The sequence below is a fragment of the Stenotrophomonas sp. GL_101 genome (assembly GCF_057835675.1).
In genome coordinates this window covers 1,384,758-1,402,897 of sequence record NZ_CM174432.1, presented here as the reverse complement: position 1 = coordinate 1,402,897, position 18,140 = coordinate 1,384,758, and the positions used below count along the sequence as shown (strand labels likewise).

Annotated in this window: 14 protein-coding genes; 8 read left to right on the top strand and 6 right to left on the bottom strand. The window is 67.1% G+C overall.

The genetic code is table 11. The annotated features are described in order from the left end of the window. Positions 1-25: 25 nt before the first annotated feature. Complete coding sequence (gene creC, locus AC3IR9_RS06265; protein ID WP_489294777.1) at positions 26-1,486, bottom strand: two-component system sensor histidine kinase CreC; 1,461 nt, start codon at positions 1,484-1,486, stop codon at positions 26-28. Positions 1,487-1,489: 3 nt separating this feature from the next. Beyond that, on the bottom strand, positions 1,490-2,179 hold the full coding sequence (gene creB, locus AC3IR9_RS06260; RefSeq protein ID WP_489294775.1) for a two-component system response regulator CreB: 690 nt from the start codon (positions 2,177-2,179) through the stop codon (positions 1,490-1,492). Between the two features lie 45 nt (positions 2,180-2,224). Between creB and AC3IR9_RS06255 the strand changes: the two genes are divergently transcribed. The 5 genes from AC3IR9_RS06255 to AC3IR9_RS06235 all read left to right on the top strand — a co-directional run bounded on the left by AC3IR9_RS06255 (position 2,225) and on the right by AC3IR9_RS06235 (position 8,562). Next, positions 2,225-3,082 (top strand): 23S rRNA (adenine(2030)-N(6))-methyltransferase RlmJ, encoded by an 858-nt coding sequence (locus AC3IR9_RS06255; RefSeq protein ID WP_489294773.1) that lies wholly within the window; start codon positions 2,225-2,227, stop codon positions 3,080-3,082. Between the two features lie 127 nt (positions 3,083-3,209). Beyond that, entirely contained in the window at positions 3,210-3,755 is a 546-nt protein-coding gene (locus AC3IR9_RS06250; protein ID WP_489294771.1) for a GNAT family N-acetyltransferase, read from the top strand. A gap of 85 nt (positions 3,756-3,840) precedes the next feature. Continuing rightward, entirely contained in the window at positions 3,841-7,308 is a 3,468-nt protein-coding gene (gene mfd / locus AC3IR9_RS06245) for a transcription-repair coupling factor (protein WP_489294769.1), read from the top strand. 78 nt (positions 7,309-7,386) lie between these two features. Next, entirely contained in the window at positions 7,387-7,905 is a 519-nt protein-coding gene (locus AC3IR9_RS06240) for a hypothetical protein (protein ID WP_489294767.1), read from the top strand. Positions 7,906-7,956: 51 nt separating this feature from the next. Continuing rightward, the gene (locus AC3IR9_RS06235) at positions 7,957-8,562 is read left to right on the top strand and encodes an HD-GYP domain-containing protein (protein WP_489294765.1); all 606 of its coding nucleotides are present in this window, start codon (positions 7,957-7,959) and stop codon (positions 8,560-8,562) included. A gap of 64 nt (positions 8,563-8,626) precedes the next feature. Here the strand turns inward: AC3IR9_RS06235 and AC3IR9_RS06230 are convergent, their stop codons facing one another. After that, positions 8,627-10,123 carry an MFS transporter gene (locus AC3IR9_RS06230; protein WP_489294763.1) on the bottom strand — a complete coding sequence of 499 codons (1,497 nt, stop codon included), beginning with the start codon at positions 10,121-10,123 and terminating at the stop codon, positions 8,627-8,629. Between AC3IR9_RS06230 and AC3IR9_RS06225 the strand changes: the two genes are divergently transcribed. Next, positions 10,097-10,990 carry a LysR family transcriptional regulator gene (locus tag AC3IR9_RS06225; protein WP_489295729.1) on the top strand — a complete coding sequence of 298 codons (894 nt, stop codon included), beginning with the start codon at positions 10,097-10,099 and terminating at the stop codon, positions 10,988-10,990. The genes AC3IR9_RS06230 and AC3IR9_RS06225 overlap by 27 nt on opposite strands. A gap of 145 nt (positions 10,991-11,135) precedes the next feature. Here AC3IR9_RS06225 and AC3IR9_RS06220 read toward each other — a convergent pair whose 3' ends face one another. The 3 genes from AC3IR9_RS06220 to AC3IR9_RS06210 form a co-directional block, all read right to left on the bottom strand. Next, positions 11,136-13,229 carry a M13 family metallopeptidase gene (locus tag AC3IR9_RS06220; protein ID WP_489294761.1) on the bottom strand — a complete coding sequence of 698 codons (2,094 nt, stop codon included), beginning with the start codon at positions 13,227-13,229 and terminating at the stop codon, positions 11,136-11,138. A 174-nt stretch (positions 13,230-13,403) separates the two neighbouring features. Next, the gene (gpmA, locus tag AC3IR9_RS06215) at positions 13,404-14,153 is read right to left on the bottom strand and encodes a 2,3-diphosphoglycerate-dependent phosphoglycerate mutase (RefSeq protein WP_489294759.1); all 750 of its coding nucleotides are present in this window, start codon (positions 14,151-14,153) and stop codon (positions 13,404-13,406) included. 75 nt (positions 14,154-14,228) lie between these two features. Further along, the gene (locus tag AC3IR9_RS06210) at positions 14,229-15,233 is read right to left on the bottom strand and encodes a cation diffusion facilitator family transporter (protein WP_489294758.1); all 1,005 of its coding nucleotides are present in this window, start codon (positions 15,231-15,233) and stop codon (positions 14,229-14,231) included. A 148-nt stretch (positions 15,234-15,381) separates the two neighbouring features. On the opposite strand from AC3IR9_RS06210, the gene AC3IR9_RS06205 reads away from it, so the two are divergent. Next, entirely contained in the window at positions 15,382-16,806 is a 1,425-nt protein-coding gene (locus tag AC3IR9_RS06205) for a GGDEF domain-containing protein (protein WP_489294756.1), read from the top strand. A gap of 138 nt (positions 16,807-16,944) precedes the next feature. Beyond that, on the top strand, positions 16,945-18,075 hold the full coding sequence (locus AC3IR9_RS06200; RefSeq protein ID WP_489294755.1) for a metallophosphoesterase: 1,131 nt from the start codon (positions 16,945-16,947) through the stop codon (positions 18,073-18,075). Positions 18,076-18,140 lie beyond the last annotated feature (65 nt).

Here is an 18,140-nt window from a genome sequence, read left to right as displayed (position 1 = left end):
GTGTGAAGTCGTTGCGCAGCGGCGCTCAGCGCCGGATCGGCGCGGCAGGATCGCGCCAGGGCAGCCACAACGCGGCCACCGCGCCGCCGCCTTCGCGGTTGCGCAGCTGCGCGCGGCCCCCATGCAGGCGCGCCACTTCCTGCACGAACGACAACCCCAGCCCGGAGCTGCGCAGACCCGTGGCCGGACGCGCCAACGAATAGAACCGTTCAAACACGCGCTCCAGGGCGTAATCGGGCACACCACTGCCACGGTCGGCCACGCGCAGGGCCACGCCCTCGCCCTCGCGCGCGGCACTGAGCTGGATGCGGCTGCCGGCGCTGGCAAAGGCCAATGCGTTCTCCAACAGGTTGTTCAGGGCCTGGCGCAGCAGGTAGCCGTCGCCCTGCAGGACCATGCCCTCGGGCACCTCGATATCGATGCCCACGCCTGCGGCCTGCGCGCGCATCGCCACCGCATCGGCGGCGGCCGGCAGCAACAGGGTCAGTTCGATCGGCTCGCGCTTCTGTAGCCAACCGTGCTGTTCCACTTCGGCCAGCGCGAGCAGCTTGTCGATGGTTTCGGTGAGTCGTTGTTCCTGGCCCTGGATGCTGCGCGCGAAGTGCACGCGGTCGGCATCGGGCAGCGGCTCCTGCAGCAGCTCGGCGGCACCGCGGATGGCAGCCAGCGGGCTTTTCATCTCGTGGGTCAGCGACTGCACGTACTGCTCCACATACGCCTTGCCCTCCAGCTTGCGACGCATGGTTTCCAGGGCCTGGCCGAGGTCGCCGATCTCGTCGCGGCGCGGCTTGGGCGGCGGCACGGGTTCGCCGGCACTGACTGCCTTGGCATAGCGGTTGAGCCGGTTCACCCCGTGCATCAGCCAGGCGGTCATCAGCAGCCCGATCAACGCCGACAGGCCGATCAACCATGCCCCGCGCTGCATGATCGCGCGCTGGCTGGCGGCAATGAACGGGTCGATGCTGCGGTTGGGCTGGGCCAGGCTGAGCACGCCGATCAGGCGGCTCGCATCGGCCGGGTCATGGATCGGCGCGGCCACGTGCATCACCGACTGGGTGTCGTCACCGGGCGTCTCCGGACTGGAGCGCGCACCGTACTCGCCGCGCAGGGTGCGGTAGACATCGTTCCAGCGCGAGTTGTCGCGGCCCAGGTCGCGGCCGGCCGAGTCGTACACCACGATGCCCTTGGCATCGGTGATGGTCACCCGGTAGTCCAGGGTGCGCTTGGGGAAGCGCCACACCATCGCCTTGGGATCGCGGCGCTGCGCCCGGGCCAGGTTGGCAACAAAGGCGCCATTGCGCAGGGTGCCGGCCTTGAGATCGGCGGCGGCCATCTCGGCCAGCACGTTGGCCGCGTCCACCAGCGTGGATTCCATCGCCTGGCGTACACCGGGCTTTACTTCGTTGACGAAGATGCGCATCACGAAGAACGCGGCGATGCCCACGATCAGGAAAAAACCCAGGAACAGCTTCAGGCCAAGCCGCATCGCTCACACCTCCAGCGCGTAGCCGAGCCCGCGGTGGGTGCGGATCGGATCGGGCTCGGCGCCGGCCGCGCGCAGCTTGGCACGCAGTGTCTTTACATGCGTGTCTACGGTGCGGTCGGCGCTGTCGGCATCGCTATCCCAGCCACGGTCCATCAGCTGCGCGCGGCTGAGGATGGCGCCCGGGCGCTGCAGCAGCGCGGCCATCAGCGCGTACTCGTAGCGGGTCAGTTCCAGCGGCTGTTCGGCATAGCGGATGCGGCTGCCTTCGCGGTCGATAGCGAAGCGGCCCTGCTGCTGCCAGCCGGCGCTGTCGGCCACGGCACCGGCGCGGCGCAGCCGGGCACGCACGCGGGCCACCAGCTCGCGCGGGGAGAACGGCTTGGCCATGTAGTCGTCGGCGCCCAGCTCCAGGCCCAGCACACGGTCGAACTCCTCGTTGCGCGCGGTCAGGAAGATCACCGGTACCTCGCTGAAGGTACGCAGCGTGCGGCAGACCTCGAAACCGCTCATGTCCGGCAGCCCCACGTCCAGCACCACCACATCGAAGGCCTGCTGGCGTACCAGCGCCAGCGCCTCGCTGCCGAGCAGGCAGTGCCGGGCGCCATAACCCTCGCTGCGCAGGGCATACAGGACGGTATCGGCGATGGCGGTCTCGTCTTCGACCACCAGGACGTTGTGCAGGGGCTGGCTCATGCGCGCAGCATAGCCGCTGGGCCCGGCGCGCCGTACACTGCGCCGATGAATTACCGCCACGCCTTCCATGCCGGCAACCATGCCGATGTGCTCAAGCACATCGTGCAGCTTGCCCTGCTCGACACCTTCAAGCGCAAGGACAGCCCGTTCTTCGTGCTGGACACCCACGGCGGCGCCGGCCGTTACCTGCTGGCCAGCGAGGAGAGCCGCAAGACGCTGGAGGCCGAAGACGGCGTGATGCGCCTGATGGCTCAGCCCAAGCTGCCGGCGGTGGTCGAGCGCTACCTCAAGGCCGTGCAGGCCGACAATCCGGTCGGGGCGATGGTCAGCTACCCCGGCTCGCCGCTGCTGACCGCCCAGACCCTGCGCGAGCAGGACCGCATGGCGGTGTGCGAAACCCAGGACGCCGAAGCCGCCTCGCTCAAGGCGCTGTTCGCCCACGACAGCCGGGTGACGGTGCTGCACGCCGATGGTTATGCCCAGAACCGCAAGCTGCTGCCGCCCAAGGCCAATGGCGTGAAGATCGGCCGCGGGCTGGTGCTGATCGACCCGCCTTACGAGGGGCAGGATGCCGAGTACCAGGCGATCCTGGCCTCGATCACCGAAATCCTCGGGCGCTGGCCGCAGGCCACCTTTGCGATCTGGTTCCCGATCAAACAGCGCCGGACGGTGCTGCACTTCCTGCGCAAGGCCTGCGCACTGCCGGTGAAGTCGGTCCTGACCGCCGAACTGCTGGTGCGCCCGGACGACTCGCCGCTGCGGCTCAATGGCAGCGGCATGCTGCTGCTCAACCCGCCCTGGCAGTTCGACCAGGTGCTGGCCCCGGCCATGCCGGCGCTGAAACAGTACCTGGGCGAAGCCGGTGCCAACACCCGCCTGCAGTGGCTCAAGCAGGCTGAATAACCGCCGCAGGCACGGGCCGGCACCTTCCGGCCCTGCCCCGAGCGCACCCCGCGCGGTGTGAGCGTTCCGTTCACGGAACGCGGCCCCGGGGATGCGAGAATCCGAAGACCACCTAGGAATCACCGGTATGGCTACCCGTAACCGCATGCCGCCCTGGCACGAGATTTTCAAGGCACCCAGCGGCCATGAGCTGCTGATCCGCCCGATCCGACCGGAAGACGGCCCGCCGCTGCATGCCGCGTTCAGTCTGTTCGGACCCGAAGAGATCCGCGATCGTTTCCTGCAGTCGGTCACCGAGCTGTCGCCGGAAACCACCCAGCGCCTGACCCACCCCAATCCCAAGAGCGAAATCACCCTGGTCGCGGCCGAGTCCCTGCCCGCCGGTGAGGCCGTCGTGGGCGCAGTGGCGCGGGCCTCGATCATCCAGGGCACCCGCGAAGCCGAGTACGCCATCCTGGTCAGCCGCTTCCTGGTCGGCCAGGGGCTGGGCCGGCAGCTGATGCGCAAGCTGGTCAAATGGGCCCGTGGCAAGTACCTGGACCGCCTGTACGGCAACGTCGCCGAAGAGAACGAGCCGATGAAACAGCTGGCCGCCTCGCTGGGCTTCAAACCGGTCCCACACCCCAATGGCACCGCCGGGCTGGTGCGCATGGTGCTTGAACTGGACAGCTGACGGGATTGCCGGCCAACGGTCGGCACTGCCGTTGTTTCGTGGCCGGTGCGGGCGCGGGCGCGCCGTCTGCTAAAATCGGCGGTTCATGTCTCGCACCTCCTATCCCGCTCCTCCGCTGCCGCGTGCCGGCCAGCTCCGCGCCTGGTGGCGCGCTCCCGCATCGGCCACGGCGCTGGCGTGGTATGTCGCACGCGCGGCAGAGGCCCATGACGGGCCGCTGCTGTTCATCGCGCGCGACAACCACACCGCCAACCAGATCGAAGCCGACCTGCGCACCCTGCTGGGCAGCGCCTCGGACCTGCCGGTGGTGGCATTCCCGGATTGGGAAACCCTGCCCTACGATGCCTTCAGCCCGCACCCGGACATCATTTCCCAGCGCCTGGCCGCGCTGCACCGGCTGCCTGCGCTCACCCGTGGCATCGTGGTGGTGCCGGTGCAGACCCTGCTCCAGCAGCTGGCCCCGCTCAAGTACATCGTCGGCGGCAGTTTCGACCTGAAGGTTGGCCAGCGCCTGGACCTGGACGCCGAGAAACGACGCCTGGAAGGCGCGGCGTACCGCAACGTGCCGCAGGTGATGGACCCGGGTGATTTCGCCGTGCGCGGCGGCCTGCTCGATGTGTTCCCGATGGGCGCGCAGACGCCGCTGCGGATCGAACTGCTCGACGAGGACATCGATTCGATCCGCGCCTTCGACCCGGAAAGCCAGCGCTCGCTGGACAAGGTCGACGCGGTACGGATGCTGCCCGGCCGCGAAGTGCCGTTGGACGAGCTGAGCGTATCGCGGGTGCTGGCCATCCTGCGCGAGCGCTTCGACGTGGATACCCGGCGCAGCGCGCTGTACCAGGACCTCAAGTCCGGGCTGGCCCCGGCCGGCGTCGAGTACTACCTGCCGCTGTTCTTCGATACCACCGCCACCCTGTTCGACTACCTGCAGCCCAACGCGCTGCCGGTGATCGGCGCGGGCGTTGGCGACGCGGCCGCGGCCTTCTGGGCGCAGACCGGCAACCGCTACGAGCAGCGCCGGCATGACCTGGAACGCCCGCTGCTGGCCCCGCAGGAGCTGTATCTGAGCCCCGAGGCGCTCAACGGCACGCTCAACGCCCTGCCCCGCATCGAGGTGTGGAACGCCGACCACGCGCGCATCCAGGACGCGCAGCCGCTGGGCGACCAGCCGCTGCCGCCACTGCCGGTGGCCGCCCGCGATGCCCCGGCGGGCGAAGCGCTGAAGTCCTTCATCGGCCACTACCCGGGCCGGGTACTGATCGCCGCCGATTCGCCCGGCCGTCGCGAGGCGCTGCTGGAAGTGCTGCAGGCCGCCGAGCTGAAACCGCCAGTGGTGGGCGACCTGCCGGCCTTCCTGGCCGACACCGGCACCCGTCTGGCCATCACCGTGGCGCCGCTGGAAGACGGTTTCGCGCTGGACGCACCGCAGATCGCGGTGCTGACCGAGCGCCAGCTGTTCCCCGAGCGCGCCGGCACCACCCGCCGCAGTCGGCGTGTCGGGCGCGAACCGGAAGCGATCATCCGCGACCTGGGCGAGCTGACCGAAGGCGCACCGATCGTCCATGAAGACCATGGCGTGGGTCGTTACCGCGGGCTGATCGTGCTCGATGCCGGCGGCATGCCCGGCGAATTCCTCGAGATCGAATACGCCAAGGGCGACCGCCTGTATGTACCGGTCGCCCAGCTGCACCTGATCAGCCGTTACTCCGGGGCCTCGGCCGAGACGGCGCCGCTGCATTCGCTGGGTGGCGAGCAGTGGACCAAGGCCAAGCGCAGGGCGGCCGAGAAAGTCCGCGACGTGGCCGCCGAACTGCTGGAAATCCAGGCCCGCCGACGTGCGCGCGCCGGTTTGGCGCTGCATGTGGACCGGTCGATGTACGAGCCGTTCGCCGCCGGTTTCCCGTTCGAGGAAACCCCCGACCAGCTCGCCGCGATCGACGCCACCCTGCGCGACCTCGCCAGTAGCCAGCCGATGGACCGGGTGGTCTGCGGCGACGTCGGCTTCGGCAAGACAGAGGTGGCCGTGCGCGCCGCGTTCGCCGCCGCCAGTGCCGGCAAGCAGGTCGCCGTACTGGTGCCGACCACGCTGCTGGCCGAACAGCAATACCGCAACTTCCGCGACCGCTTCGCCGACTGGCCGCTGCGGGTGGAAGTGCTGTCGCGCTTCAAGAGCACCAAGGAAATCAAGGCCGAGCTGGAGAAGGTGGCCGCGGGCACCATCGATGTGATCATCGGTACCCATCGGTTGTTGCAGCCGGACGTGAAATTCAAGGACCTGGGCCTGGTGGTGGTCGATGAGGAGCAGCGCTTCGGCGTGCGCCAGAAGGAAGCGCTGAAGGCAATGCGCGCCAACGTGCACCTGCTCACCCTCACCGCCACGCCGATCCCGCGCACGCTCAACATGGCCATGGCCGGGTTGCGCGACCTGTCGATCATCGCCACCCCGCCGCCGAACCGGCTGGCGGTACAGACCTTCATCACCGCATGGGACAACGCGCTGCTGCGCGAAGCCTTCCAGCGCGAACTGGCCCGTGGTGGCCAGCTGTACTTCCTGCACAACGATGTGGAAAGCATCGTCCGCATGCAGCGCGACCTGGCCGAACTGGTGCCCGAGGCACGCATCGGCATCGCCCACGGGCAGATGCCAGAACGTGAGCTGGAACGGGTGATGCTGGATTTCCAGAAGCAGCGCTACAACGTGCTGCTGTCAACCACGATCATCGAATCGGGCATCGACATCCCCAACGCCAACACCATCATCATCAACCGCGCCGACCGCTTCGGCCTGGCCCAGCTGCACCAGCTGCGCGGCCGCGTCGGTCGCTCGCACCATCGTGCCTACGCCTACCTGGTGGTGCCGGATAAACGTTCGATGACCCCGGATGCGGAAAAGCGCCTGGACGCCATCGCCTCGATGGACGAACTGGGCGCCGGCTTCACCCTGGCCACCCACGACCTGGAAATCCGTGGCGCCGGCGAACTGCTCGGCGAGGACCAGAGCGGGCAGATGGCCGAGGTTGGCTTCAGCCTGTACACCGAGCTGCTGGAACGCGCGGTGCGCAGCATCCGGCTGGGCAACCTGCCGGACCTGGACAGCGGCGACGAAGTGCGCGGTGCCGAGGTCGAACTGCATGTCCCGGCATTGATCCCCGATGACTACCTGCCCGACGTGCATACCCGCCTGACGCTGTACAAGCGCATCAGCAGCGCGCGCGATCCCGATGCGCTGCGCGAGCTGCAGGTGGAGATGATCGACCGCTTCGGGCTGCTGCCCGACCCGGCCAAGCATCTGTTCGCCATCGCCGAACTCAAGCTGCAGGCCAATGCGCTGGGCATCCGCAAGCTGGAGCTGGGTGAAAACGGCGGCCGCATCGTGTTCGAAGCCAAGCCGACGATCGACCCGATGGCGGTGATCCAGATGATCCAGAAGCAGCCCAGGCTGTACAGCATGGACGGCCCGGAAAAGCTGCGCATCAAGCACCCGCTGCCACTGCCCGAAGACCGTTTCAGTGCCGCCAAGGGCCTGCTGCTGACGCTGTCGCCACGCTGACCTGTTCCCCTGACGACCCTCCGCTTCTGCGGGCCGGAGGGTCTTCCCTGTTACCTGCCCGCGACAAGGAGAGTTGCTTTGAAACGATTCCATACCCTGCTGCTGGCCGCCAGCATTGCCCTGCTCAGCGCCTGCAGTGGCGGCAGCGGCATGACCTCCAGCGAGTACCTGACCGAGAACGTCGCGCTGTGGAACGGTACCGCCAGCACCGTGCAGCAGTGGACCATCGGTGCACGCGGTGAAGAGCTGCAGAAGTCGCTGGCCGACGGCAAGGGCCTGGCCACGTTCAAGAGCGGCCTGCAGGGCGCCAGCGCCGAGATGAAGCAGTACCTGACCATGATCGACCAGATGCCGCCGGCCGAGGATGCCAAGGACGTGCATGGCAAGCTGCGCACCTACGTGCAGAGCTCCGATGAGATGTTCGGCATCCTGCTGGAAATGGCGGCGCTGCCGGAGGGCTACAGCAAGGACCAGATCATGCCGCTGGCCGAGAAGCTGCAGACCGTTGGCAACCGCATGGACGTGGAGATGCAGGCCCTGGATACGGCCCAGGACGCCTTCGCCAAGAAGCACGGCATCCAGCTGCAGAAACATTGACCCCACCGTGCCCTGGCCGCCTGCGGCCGGGGCACGCTGCAAGAAGTAGCCGTGACCGATTCCTCCCCGCTCCCTGCCAGCGATACGCTGGACTGTTCCATCGACGCACTGTCGCTGTCCCTGCAGCTGCGCGATGCCTATACCCGCCACCACTGCGACCGCGTCGGCCTGCTGGCCTATTCATTGGCGCGCCAGTGCGATCTGGATCCGGAGCATTGCGCCCGCATCGAACTGGCCGCCTGCTTCCATGACATCGGCAAGATCGGCATTCCCGATGATGTGCTGCTCAGCCCCGGCCGGCATGATGCCGCCGAGCAGGCGATCATGCGCCAGCATCCGCTGCACGGTGAGCGCATCTTCCTGGCCACCGGGCGCAGCGACGCGGCCGAGGTGGCACAACTGATCCGTGCGCACCATGAAGCCTTCGATGGCAATGGCTATCCCGATGGCCTGCGCGGCGAGGCGATACCGCTGGGCGCGCGCATCCTGACAATTGCCGATGCCTGGGATGCAATGACCAGCGACCGGCCCTATCGCGACGCGATGGACCGCAAGCGGGCCATGCGCATCCTCGATGACGCGACCGGCGGGATGATCGACCCGTATGTGCTGGGCAGCTTCCAGGACCTGCTGAAACGCCAACCTGCGTTGGCGTGATGCGTGGCGACTGGGCCTGCGCGAGAGCGGCGACTGCCCGACGTGCGGTTTCGCTGCTGCTCCGTCAAACGGTGGACGGAGCAGATCGGACACCAAACCAGCACAGAACACTGCCCGACAGCAGAAGTACCACGGCAATGCCAATCGACAGATGCATGCCGCGCATGAAGGCATCCGGTGCGGTATCGCGTACCAGGTAACCAAAGATGGCCACGCCGAGCATCCCACCGACCTGCCGCGCAGCATTGAGAACGCCCGAAGCGATCCCCGCGCGCGAGGCGTCCACCGATGAAAGCGTTGCGTTGGTCAGGGTCGGCACCATCAGGGCGATCCCGCTGGCGGCGAGCAACATCGGCACCACCAACAGCCAGTAGCTGCCCTCCACGCGCACCGGCATCAGCAGCGCGTAACCCAGGGCGGCCAGCGTCAGGCCGGCGACCATCAAGGCCCGGGCACCCAGCCGGGTGATCAGGCGGCCGGCGAGCACATTGACTGCCATCAGCACGACCGTCATGGGCAGGAAGGCCAGCCCCGTCATTTGGGCGGAACGATGCTGCTGGATCTGGAAGAACAGACTGAACACGAAGATCAATCCGTAATAGGCAAAATTGACCACCACGCCGGCCGCCGAGGCCACCGCGAAGGTCGGAATCCGGAACAGCGCCAAGGGCAACATCGGCGAACGGCTGCGTGCTTCGATCCCGATGAACGCCAGCGCTGCACTGATGGCCAACAGCAGGCTGCCCAGCACCACGCCATGTTGCCAGCCGAGAGGGCCCGCCTCTGTCAACGCCATCGTCAGCGCCGCCAGCGCCAGGATGGCGGTGCCCTGGCCGCCCCAATCCAGGCCGCGCCGATGGCTGCCACCCTGCGGGGCCACGCAGCGCAGCGTCAGGTAGATCCCCACCAAGCCGATCGGCAGGTTGATCAGAAAAATACTGCGCCAGCCCACGTGCGTCACGAGCAGCCCGCCCAGCACAGGACCGGCTGCCAGGGCGATGCCGCCGCAGGCACCCCACCAGCCCACTGCACGGCTGCGCTGCTCGCGGTCCGGGAATGCCTGTTGCAGCATGGAGAGCGAATTGGGGACCAGCAGCGCCGCGCCCAGGCCCTGGACCAGCCGGGCCATGACCAGGATCGGTAGGCTGCTCGCCAAGCCACAAGCGGCCGACGCCAGCGTGAACACCCCGAATCCGAGCAGAAACATCCGCCGCGCACCGTAGCGGTCGCCGAGTGCGCCGCTGGTCAATAACAGTGCGGCAAAGACCAGCGTATAGGCGTTGATCACCCATTGCAGGCCGGCCACATCGGTGGCCAGTTCATGGCGCAAGGCATCCAGCGCCACATTGACGACGCTGACATCCAGCAGGACGACCACGAAGCCGAGCGCGGCCGCCAGCAGTGTGCCGCGCGTGGAGGGGGAAGGAGACAACATGGAAAGCATCCGGTTGAGCCGATGGCTATCGATGCTAGATTGGGCAACTGCTGGCGTAAATTCTCTAAAAACGCCATCCAGACTGGAGAAAATGCACCGATGCTTGACTGGGAGAACCTTCGTCATTTCCTGGCGGTTGCCCGTGTCGGCACCCTGTCCGGCGCGGCCCGGACCCTACACGTAGACCATGCCACCGTCAGCCGTCGCCTGATGGCGCTGGAAGCGGCGCTGCAGATCCCGCTGGTGGAACGTCTGCCACGCTCCTGTCGGCTCACCCCCATGGGCCTGCAGATCTACGAGCAGGCCAAGGCAATGGAAACCGCAGCCTTCACGGTGGAACGCCTGGCGCGCGCCAGCCAGGAACCGCTGAATGGAACGGTGACGCTCAGCGCCCCGCCGGTGCTGGTGACCCACCTGTTGGCAGGCCGATTGGCCGACTTCTGCAACCAATACCCGGGCATCCAGCTTTCTGTTTCCGCACAAGCACGGCAGGTGTCGCTCAGCCGCGGGGAGGCCGATGTGGCACTGCGGCTGGTGCGCCCCAAGGAATCCAGCAGCGTGGTGCGCAGACTCGGGCAGATGCCCTTTGCCTTGTACGCGAGTGGCGATTACGTGGCCACGCACCGCCCCGAAGACTGGACGTTCATTGCCTACGACGCGCAGTTCGTCGACATGCCCCAACAGCAGTGGCTGCTGGGGATCGCCGGCAGTCGCCGCGTAGGCTGCGAGCTCAGCGATATCAGCAGCCATCTGGCGGCGGCGCGGGCCGGGGCCGGCGTGGCCGGCCTGCCCTGCTTTCTGGGTGATGAAGCGCCCGGATTGATCCGACTGGACCCTGCCGGCGCCCTGTTTTCGCGCGACATCTGGCTGGTGGTGCACCGCGATCTGCGGCGCTCTGCACCGGTGCGTGCCGTGATGGACTTTGTTACCCGCGTCGTCGCTGAGGAAGCGGGGCTCGGTCTGGAAACGTCCGCGCCAATCCCGCCGCCTTGAGCCTCGCTCTGGATACTCGGCATCGCGCGTGCACCTGCATCTGTATTGGCTGCGGCGACGTTCCGCGAACGTCGGCGCTGGCATCCTGGTGAAATGAAAAAACCCGGCGTGCGCCGGGTTTTTCGTTTCACTCAACCGCCTGCGCTTACCAGAGCACCACGCGCTTGTCGTCGGCGCGCACCATCGCATCGCCGGCCTTGCACTCGAACGCGGCCGCGTAGGACGGCATGTTCGAGGGCGCGCCATTGGCACGGAAATTGGCCGGTGCATGCGGGTCGGTGTTCAGACGCACGCGCAGTTCGCCTTCGTTGAAGTTGCGACGCCACACGGTGGCCCAGTTCATGAAGAAGCGCTGGTCCTGGCTGTGGCCATCGACGGCCACGTTGGCCTTCGGGTCTTCTTTCAGCGCCATCTGCAGTGCGTCGTAGGCCACGGTCAGGCCGCCGAGGTCGCCGATGTTCTCGCCCAGGGTCAGCTTGCCCTTCACGTGCACGCCCGGCAGCGATTCATAGCCGTCGAACTGCGCCACCAGCTGGTCGGTACGCCCGGTGAAGGCCTTGCGGTCGGCATCGGTCCACCAGTTGTCGAAGTTGCCGTTGGCCGCGAACTGGCTGCCCGAGTCGTCGTAGCCGTGCATCATTTCGTGGCCGATCACCGCGCCGATGCCGCCGTAGTTCAGCGCCGGATCGGCCTTGGCGTCGAAGAACGGCGCCTGCAGGATCGCCGCCGGGAACACGATCTCGTTCTTGGTCGCGTTGTAGTAGGCGTTGACGGTCTGCGGGGTCATGCCCCACTCGGTCTTGTCCACCGGCTTGCCGATCTTGTTCAACATGAAGCGGTAGTTGAACGCGCGCGCGGCCTGCATGTTGCCCAGGTAGCTGTCGGCATTGGTCTCAAAGCCCGACCAGTCGCGCCACTTGTCCGGGTAGCCGATCTTCGGGGTGAAGCTGGCCCACTTCTCCAGCGCCTTCTTGCGGGTGTCCTCGCCCATCCACTCCAGCTTCTCCAGGCGCGCCTTCAGGGCCACCGAGAGGTTCTCCACCAGGTGCTGCATCTGCACCTTGGAGTCGGCCGGGAACACCGCGTTCACGTACAGCTGGCCGAGGCCTTCGCCGATTGCGCCGTTGACCGATTCCAGCACGCGCTTCCAGCGCGGCTGCATTTCCTTCTGGCCACGCAGGGTGGTGCTGTAGAAGTCGAAGTTGGCCTTCTCGTAAGCGCTGCTCAGGTACGGCGAGGCGTCATCGATGGTGTGGAAGCGCAGGTAGGCCTGCCAGGTCGCGGCCGGCACCTCGGCGAGCATCTTGTCCACTTCGCCGAAGAACGCCGGCTGGGCCAGCGAGAACTTCTGCGCGGCCGGCACCTTGAGCGTGTCGAACAATGCGGTCCAGCTGAAGTTCGGGGTCAGCTTGTCCGCCTCGGCCGCGCTGACCGGGTTGTAGCGCTTGGCCGGGTCGCGCAGTTCGATGCGCGACAACGAGGCCTTCGCCAGGCGGGTTTCAAAGTCCAGCACGGCCTTGGCCTGGGTCTTGGCCTGTTCGGCGTCCACGCCGGACAAGGTCAGCACCTGCGCGATGTAGGCCACGTAGGCGTCGCGGATCTTGGCCTGCGCATCGTCAACGTAGTAGCCCTTCTCCGGCAGGCCCAGGCCACCCTGGCCGACGTAGGCGATGACGTTGGCCGAATCCTTGTAATCGGCATTGGCAGACAGCGAGAACAGCACGCCCTGGCCCTGCGCCTGGCTGTCGCGCAGGTACTGGGTGATGGCGGCGGTGTCGCCCAGCGCGGCGATCTTGTCCAGCTGCGGCTGCAGCGGGGTGATGCCGGCCGCCTCGATCTTCGCCTCGTCCGAACCGGTCTTCCAGATGTCGCCGATCTTGGCTTCCACCGAGCCGGCCTCGGCCTTGCTGCCTGCGGCCTGCTGGACCAGCGCATGCTGCACTTCCAGCGAGCGCTCGCGCAGGATTTCAAAGCTGCCCCAGGTAGTCTGGTCGTTCGGCACCGGGTTGGCGGTCAACCACTTGCTGTTGACGAAGCCGTTGAGGTCGGTACAGGCGGCGATGGCCGGGTCCAGGTCGGCGCTGTCGAGCGAGATCAGCGGGGTCTTGATCTGCGACAGATCGAAGGCCGGGGTGTCATCGGCCGCAGCGGTCGGTGCGGTATCGGTCTTGCCGCAGGACGCCAGCGAGGCGGCGATGGCGACGGTCAGGCCCAGCGGGACCAGCTTGGAAAACTTCATTCGACTCTCCGGCTACAGATGGATGCATCACCCGGACGACGGGCAATGGACCAGCGTAACGCGGGAGCGGCGGCGGGGGACCGGCCAAAGGTCACAGGGGGTAGGTGCGGACCGTTGGTCCGCACACCGGGGCATACGCCAATGGAAAGGCCGGCGTGCGCCGGCCTTTCGTTGTTATTTCGCCTTGCCCTGGTTGGCCACGGCCTCGGCGGCCTTGCGCGCCGCTTCCGGGTCGCCCAGGTAGCGGAACGACTGCACGGTGAGGTCGTCGTTGAGTTCAAACAGCAGCGGGATGCCGGTCGGAATGTTGAGCTCCAGGATGGCCTCCTGCGAGACGTTGTTGAGGTACTTGTACAGCGCACGCAGCGAGTTGCCATGCGCGGTGACCAGCACGGTCTTGCCGTCCTTCAGCTGCGGGGCGATCGCATCGAACCAGTACGGCAGCACGCGCTCCAGCGTGGTGGCCAGCGACTCGGTGCCCGGCAACGCGTTGCGGTCCAGGCCGGCGTAGCGACGGTCGTGGATCGGGTGACCCGGGTCATCGAGCGACATCGCCGGCGGCGGGATATCGTAGGAACGGCGCCAGATCTTGACCTGGTCCTCGCCGTGCTTGGCCGCGGTTTCGGCCTTGTCCAGGCCCTGCAGGCCGCCGTAGTGACGCTCGTTCAGGCGCCAGCTCTTGCTGACCGGCAACCAGTCCTGGTCCAGCTCGGCCAAGGCACCCTGCAGGGTGTGGATGGCGCGCTTGAGCACCGAGGTATGCGCCACATCGAACTGCAGGCCTTCTTCACGCATCAGGCGGCCGGCGGCGGCGGCCTCGCGGCGACCCTGCTCGGTCAGTTCCACGTCCACCCAACCGGTGAAGCGGTTGTCCAGGTTCCACTGGCTCTGGCCGTGGCGCAACAGTACGAGTTTACGGGTCACTGCAGTCTCTCCGACAGGTAGGCAAGGCAGGCGGCCATTGTAACGGCAAGCCCACCTGCCCTGCCCCACGCCGGTTCAAGGGTGCGGGTGGCCGTGGTGGCCCTGCGCATCCGGTGCACTGCGGCGCTGTTCGGTGGCACCGGCGTGGTCATGCCCGGCATGGTCGTGCGGATCGGACGCGCGCGGGCTGCCCACGCTGCACGGGTCGCCACAGTGGTCCGCTTCAATCTGCAGGGTCACATGGTCGATGCCGAACTGCTCATGCAGCAGAGCGCCCAGGGTGCGCCGCAAGGGGTCGGCGTCGATGCCGTCGGCCATCACCACGTGCACGGTCAGCGCCGGGGTGCTGGAGGCCAGTGCCCACACGTGCAGGTCGTGCACGTCGACCACGCCGGGCTGCGCGCGGAGTGCGTCGCGCACGGCATTGACATCCATGCCCTTGGGCACGCCTTCGAGCAGCACGTTGATCGCCTCGCGCATCAGTACCCAGGTCCGCGGCAACACCCACAGCCCGATCAGCACGGCCAGGATCGGATCGATCGGTTTCCAGCCGGTCCATTGGATCAGCAACGCACCGATGATCACCGCGACCGAGCCCAGCATGTCGGCCCACACTTCCAGGTACGCGCCCTTCACGTTGAGGCTTTCGCCGCTGCCGGCGCGCAGCAGGCGCATCGAGATCAGGTTGATGACCAGGCCGATCGCGGCGATCACCAGCATCCCGGTCGAGGCGATCTCCTGCGGCTGGCGGAACCGTGCGATCGCCTCCCACAGGATGTAGCCGGCCACCACGAACAGCATCGCGCCGTTGATCATCGCACCCAGCGCTTCCAGCCGCGCATACCCGTAGGTGCGCTTGGCGTCGGGCGGGCGCCGGCTGAGCCGTACCGCTACCAGCGCGATCATCAAGGCCAGCGTATCGGTGGCCATGTGCGCCGCATCGGACAGCAGCGCCAGGCTGTTGGTCCAGAACGCGCCCACCACTTCCACCAGCAGGAAGGTGGAGGTGAGGCCGAGCGCCCACCACAAGGGTTTCTCGTGGCGGATCTCGCTGGGCAGGTGATCGTGGTCGTGACCCATGGGGGTGTCTCCGTAACAGTGGCTGCAGGTTAGGCAGCGCCGCCTGCGGAGACTATTACACTTGGGCCAGCGTTCATTCTGTAACTTCATTACAAGCGCGCACGGCCGCTAATGTTCGACGGCCTGAGCCGCGGGAAGAGCAACCATCGTGGAAAACGTTCCAACCCTGGATGAAGCCAGCCAACCGCTGGCCGACGCCTGGCAGCAGACCCTGCAGGGCACCAGCGCAGCAGCGGCGGCCCTGCTGGCCGACCTGGCGGCGCAGTCGCCGCCGGACCTGGCCCATCACTTCTATGACGTGTTGCTGGTCGACCCGCGCGCCAGCCGTTTCCTGTCCCACGACCAGGTGCGGCTGCGCCTCAAACCAGCCATGCAGCGTTGGCTGGCGCAACTGCTGACCGCCACGCCGGCCAGCATTCCGGCGTTGGTCGCCGCGCAGCGGGTGATCGGCGACGTGCATGCGCGCGTGGGCATTCCGGTCGATCTGGTCAGCCGCGGTGCGCGCGTGCTGAAGCAGCGCCTGTTCGAGCGCATCCTCGCCCAGGCAACCCATCACAGCATCGCCTTCGCGGCGATCAGCAGCCTGAGCGCATCGGTGGATATCGCGCTGGAAGGCATGACGCTGGCCTACACGCATGCGCGCGAGCGTTCCTCGCGCACCGATGCCGCCTACCGTCTGTTCTCGCTGGTGCAGAACGTCAGTACCGAACGCGAACGCCAGCGCGCGCTGCTGCTGGATTGGGAAAATGCACTGCTGTATGCGATCGCCAGCCAGGGCAGCGCGGCCGATACCGTCGACCTGGCCCATTCCGAATTCGGCCTGTGGTTCACCCACAAAGGCATCCCCAGTTTTGGCGAGAGCAGCGAGACGGCGCAGGTGGGTACGTTGATCGACAGTGTCGATGCGCGCCTGCACGCGGCACTGGCCGATGCCGATGCCGGGGCGCGACGGGGCGCGCTGCAGGATATCCGCGAGCAGCTGGCACGCATTCGGGCACTGATGAGCATGCTGTTCGAGCGGATCGGCGAACTCGATGCCGGCAGCGACGCGTTGACCAACCTGCTCAACCGGCGCTTCCTGCCCACCGTGCTGCGCCGTGAAATCGAACTGGCCACCTCGCACCGCACGCCGTTCTCGATACTGCTGCTGGACCTGGACCACTTCAAGGCGATCAACGACAGCCACGGCCACGATGGCGGCGACCGCGCCCTGCAGCACGTGGCGGCCCTGCTTGGCCAGCTCACCCGTGGCAGCGACTACCTGTTCCGCTACGGTGGCGAGGAATTCGTGGTGATCCTGGTCGCCGCTACCGGCGCCCAGGCGCAGGTGATCGCCGAGCATCTCCGCCACCAGATCGCGCAGACCCCGGCGCAGCTGGCCAATGGCGCGGCGTTGGCGCTTACCGCCAGCATCGGGGTGGCAACGCACGACGGCCATCCGGATTACGAACGCCTGATGGCCCGTGCCGACGCAGCCATGTACCAGGCCAAGAAGCAGGGTCGCAACCGCGTGGTGCTGGCCGATGATGCCTTGCCCGACGCGCCGGGGCGCACCGCCTTGCAGCGCGGCTGACGGCCATGGCGTTGCTGCCAATGGCCTGTTCACGCACAACACCTGCCCCCAACGCGCATGTCGATGGTGGCGCTGTCGGCGTAGGATCAGCCGGCGGATGCCTCCGCGCTGCTCCTGCCTGCCAAGGATTTACTTTCGATGCCGCACCGTCGCTGCCTGCCCCTGCTGCTTCCGCTGCTGTCTGCCATCCTGCTGCTGGCCGCCCCGCCAGTGGGCGCGCGCGACGTCGCCGAGCCGGCCGAACACGTCGATGCCGACGGTCCTTACGTGTTCGTCACCGCGCACGGCCATGAGGCCCAATGGGTCTGCAACGACCACGTCATACGCCGCCAGTTGCCGGCCCGTGGCGATGCCAGCGTGGTGCTGCCCGAGTGCGGCTACCCGCACCCGGTGACCGTGCTGCCACCGCGCAGCGCCGGCGTGGCGCAGTTTCCGGCCACGCCGCGGATCGTGGCGCTGTCGGACATCCACGGCCAGTACGCGCTGCTGGTCAGGCTGCTGCGCGCGCACCATGTGATCGATGCCGATGACCGCTGGTCGCTGGGCGATGCCACGCTGGTGGTGGCCGGCGATGTGTTCGACCGTGGCCCACAGGTGACCGAGGCATTCTGGCTGCTGTACGGCCTGCAGCAACAGGCGGCCGCGGCCGGTGGCGCGGTGCATTTCGTGCTCGGCAACCACGAGACCATGGTGCTGTACGACGACCTGCGCTACGTCAACCCGAAGTATCTCAAGAGCGCGCAGCTGCTCGGCCGCACCTATCCGGCCCTGTACGGGGCCGACTCGGTGATCGGCCAGTGGCTGCGTACCCGCCCGGTGCTGTTGAAGATCGGCGATACGCTGTTCCTGCACGGCGGCATCGCACCGGAGAACCTGGACCTGGTCCGCGACATGGACACCACCAACGCTGCTTACCAGGCGTCGGTCGGGCTGCCACGCGAGCAGGTCAAGGCCGCGCCGGACAGCGCGCGCCTGTTCGACGGCAAGACCAGCCCGATCTGGTATCGCGGCTATTTCGATGGGCGCATGGATACTGCGCAGGTCGATGCACTGCTCAAACAGCTTCAGCTCACGCGCATCGTGGTGGGCCACACCTCGATGCCGCACGTGAGCAGCTTCCACGGCGATCGCATCATCGCCATCGACAGCAGCATCAAGAAGGGCGAGAACGGCGAGTTGCTGTTCATCGAAGACGGCACGCTCAGCCGCGGCCTGCTGGACGGTTCACGGGTGCCGTTGGTGGAAGGAACCATGGGCCTGGACGACTGAGGCAACGCTTGAGGCAACGCTGCGCGAGGGCACTTGCACGACGCGCGACAGTTGTCGCACACTTG

Coding starts and splice junctions, on each gene's coding strand:
- creC (WP_489294777.1), bottom strand. CDS start 1,486: ATGCGGCTTGGCCTGAAGCTGTTCCTGGGTTTTTTCCTGATCGTGGGC.
- creB (WP_489294775.1), bottom strand. CDS start 2,179: ATGAGCCAGCCCCTGCACAACGTCCTGGTGGTCGAAGACGAGACCGCC.
- AC3IR9_RS06255 (WP_489294773.1), top strand. CDS start 2,225: ATGAATTACCGCCACGCCTTCCATGCCGGCAACCATGCCGATGTGCTC.
- AC3IR9_RS06250 (WP_489294771.1), top strand. CDS start 3,210: ATGGCTACCCGTAACCGCATGCCGCCCTGGCACGAGATTTTCAAGGCA.
- mfd (WP_489294769.1), top strand. CDS start 3,841: ATGTCTCGCACCTCCTATCCCGCTCCTCCGCTGCCGCGTGCCGGCCAG.
- AC3IR9_RS06225 (WP_489295729.1), top strand. CDS start 10,097: ATGCTTGACTGGGAGAACCTTCGTCATTTCCTGGCGGTTGCCCGTGTC.
- AC3IR9_RS06230 (WP_489294763.1), bottom strand. CDS start 10,123: ATGACGAAGGTTCTCCCAGTCAAGCATCGGTGCATTTTCTCCAGTCTG.
- AC3IR9_RS06220 (WP_489294761.1), bottom strand. CDS start 13,229: ATGAAGTTTTCCAAGCTGGTCCCGCTGGGCCTGACCGTCGCCATCGCC.
- AC3IR9_RS06210 (WP_489294758.1), bottom strand. CDS start 15,233: ATGGGTCACGACCACGATCACCTGCCCAGCGAGATCCGCCACGAGAAA.
- AC3IR9_RS06200 (WP_489294755.1), top strand. CDS start 16,945: ATGCCGCACCGTCGCTGCCTGCCCCTGCTGCTTCCGCTGCTGTCTGCC.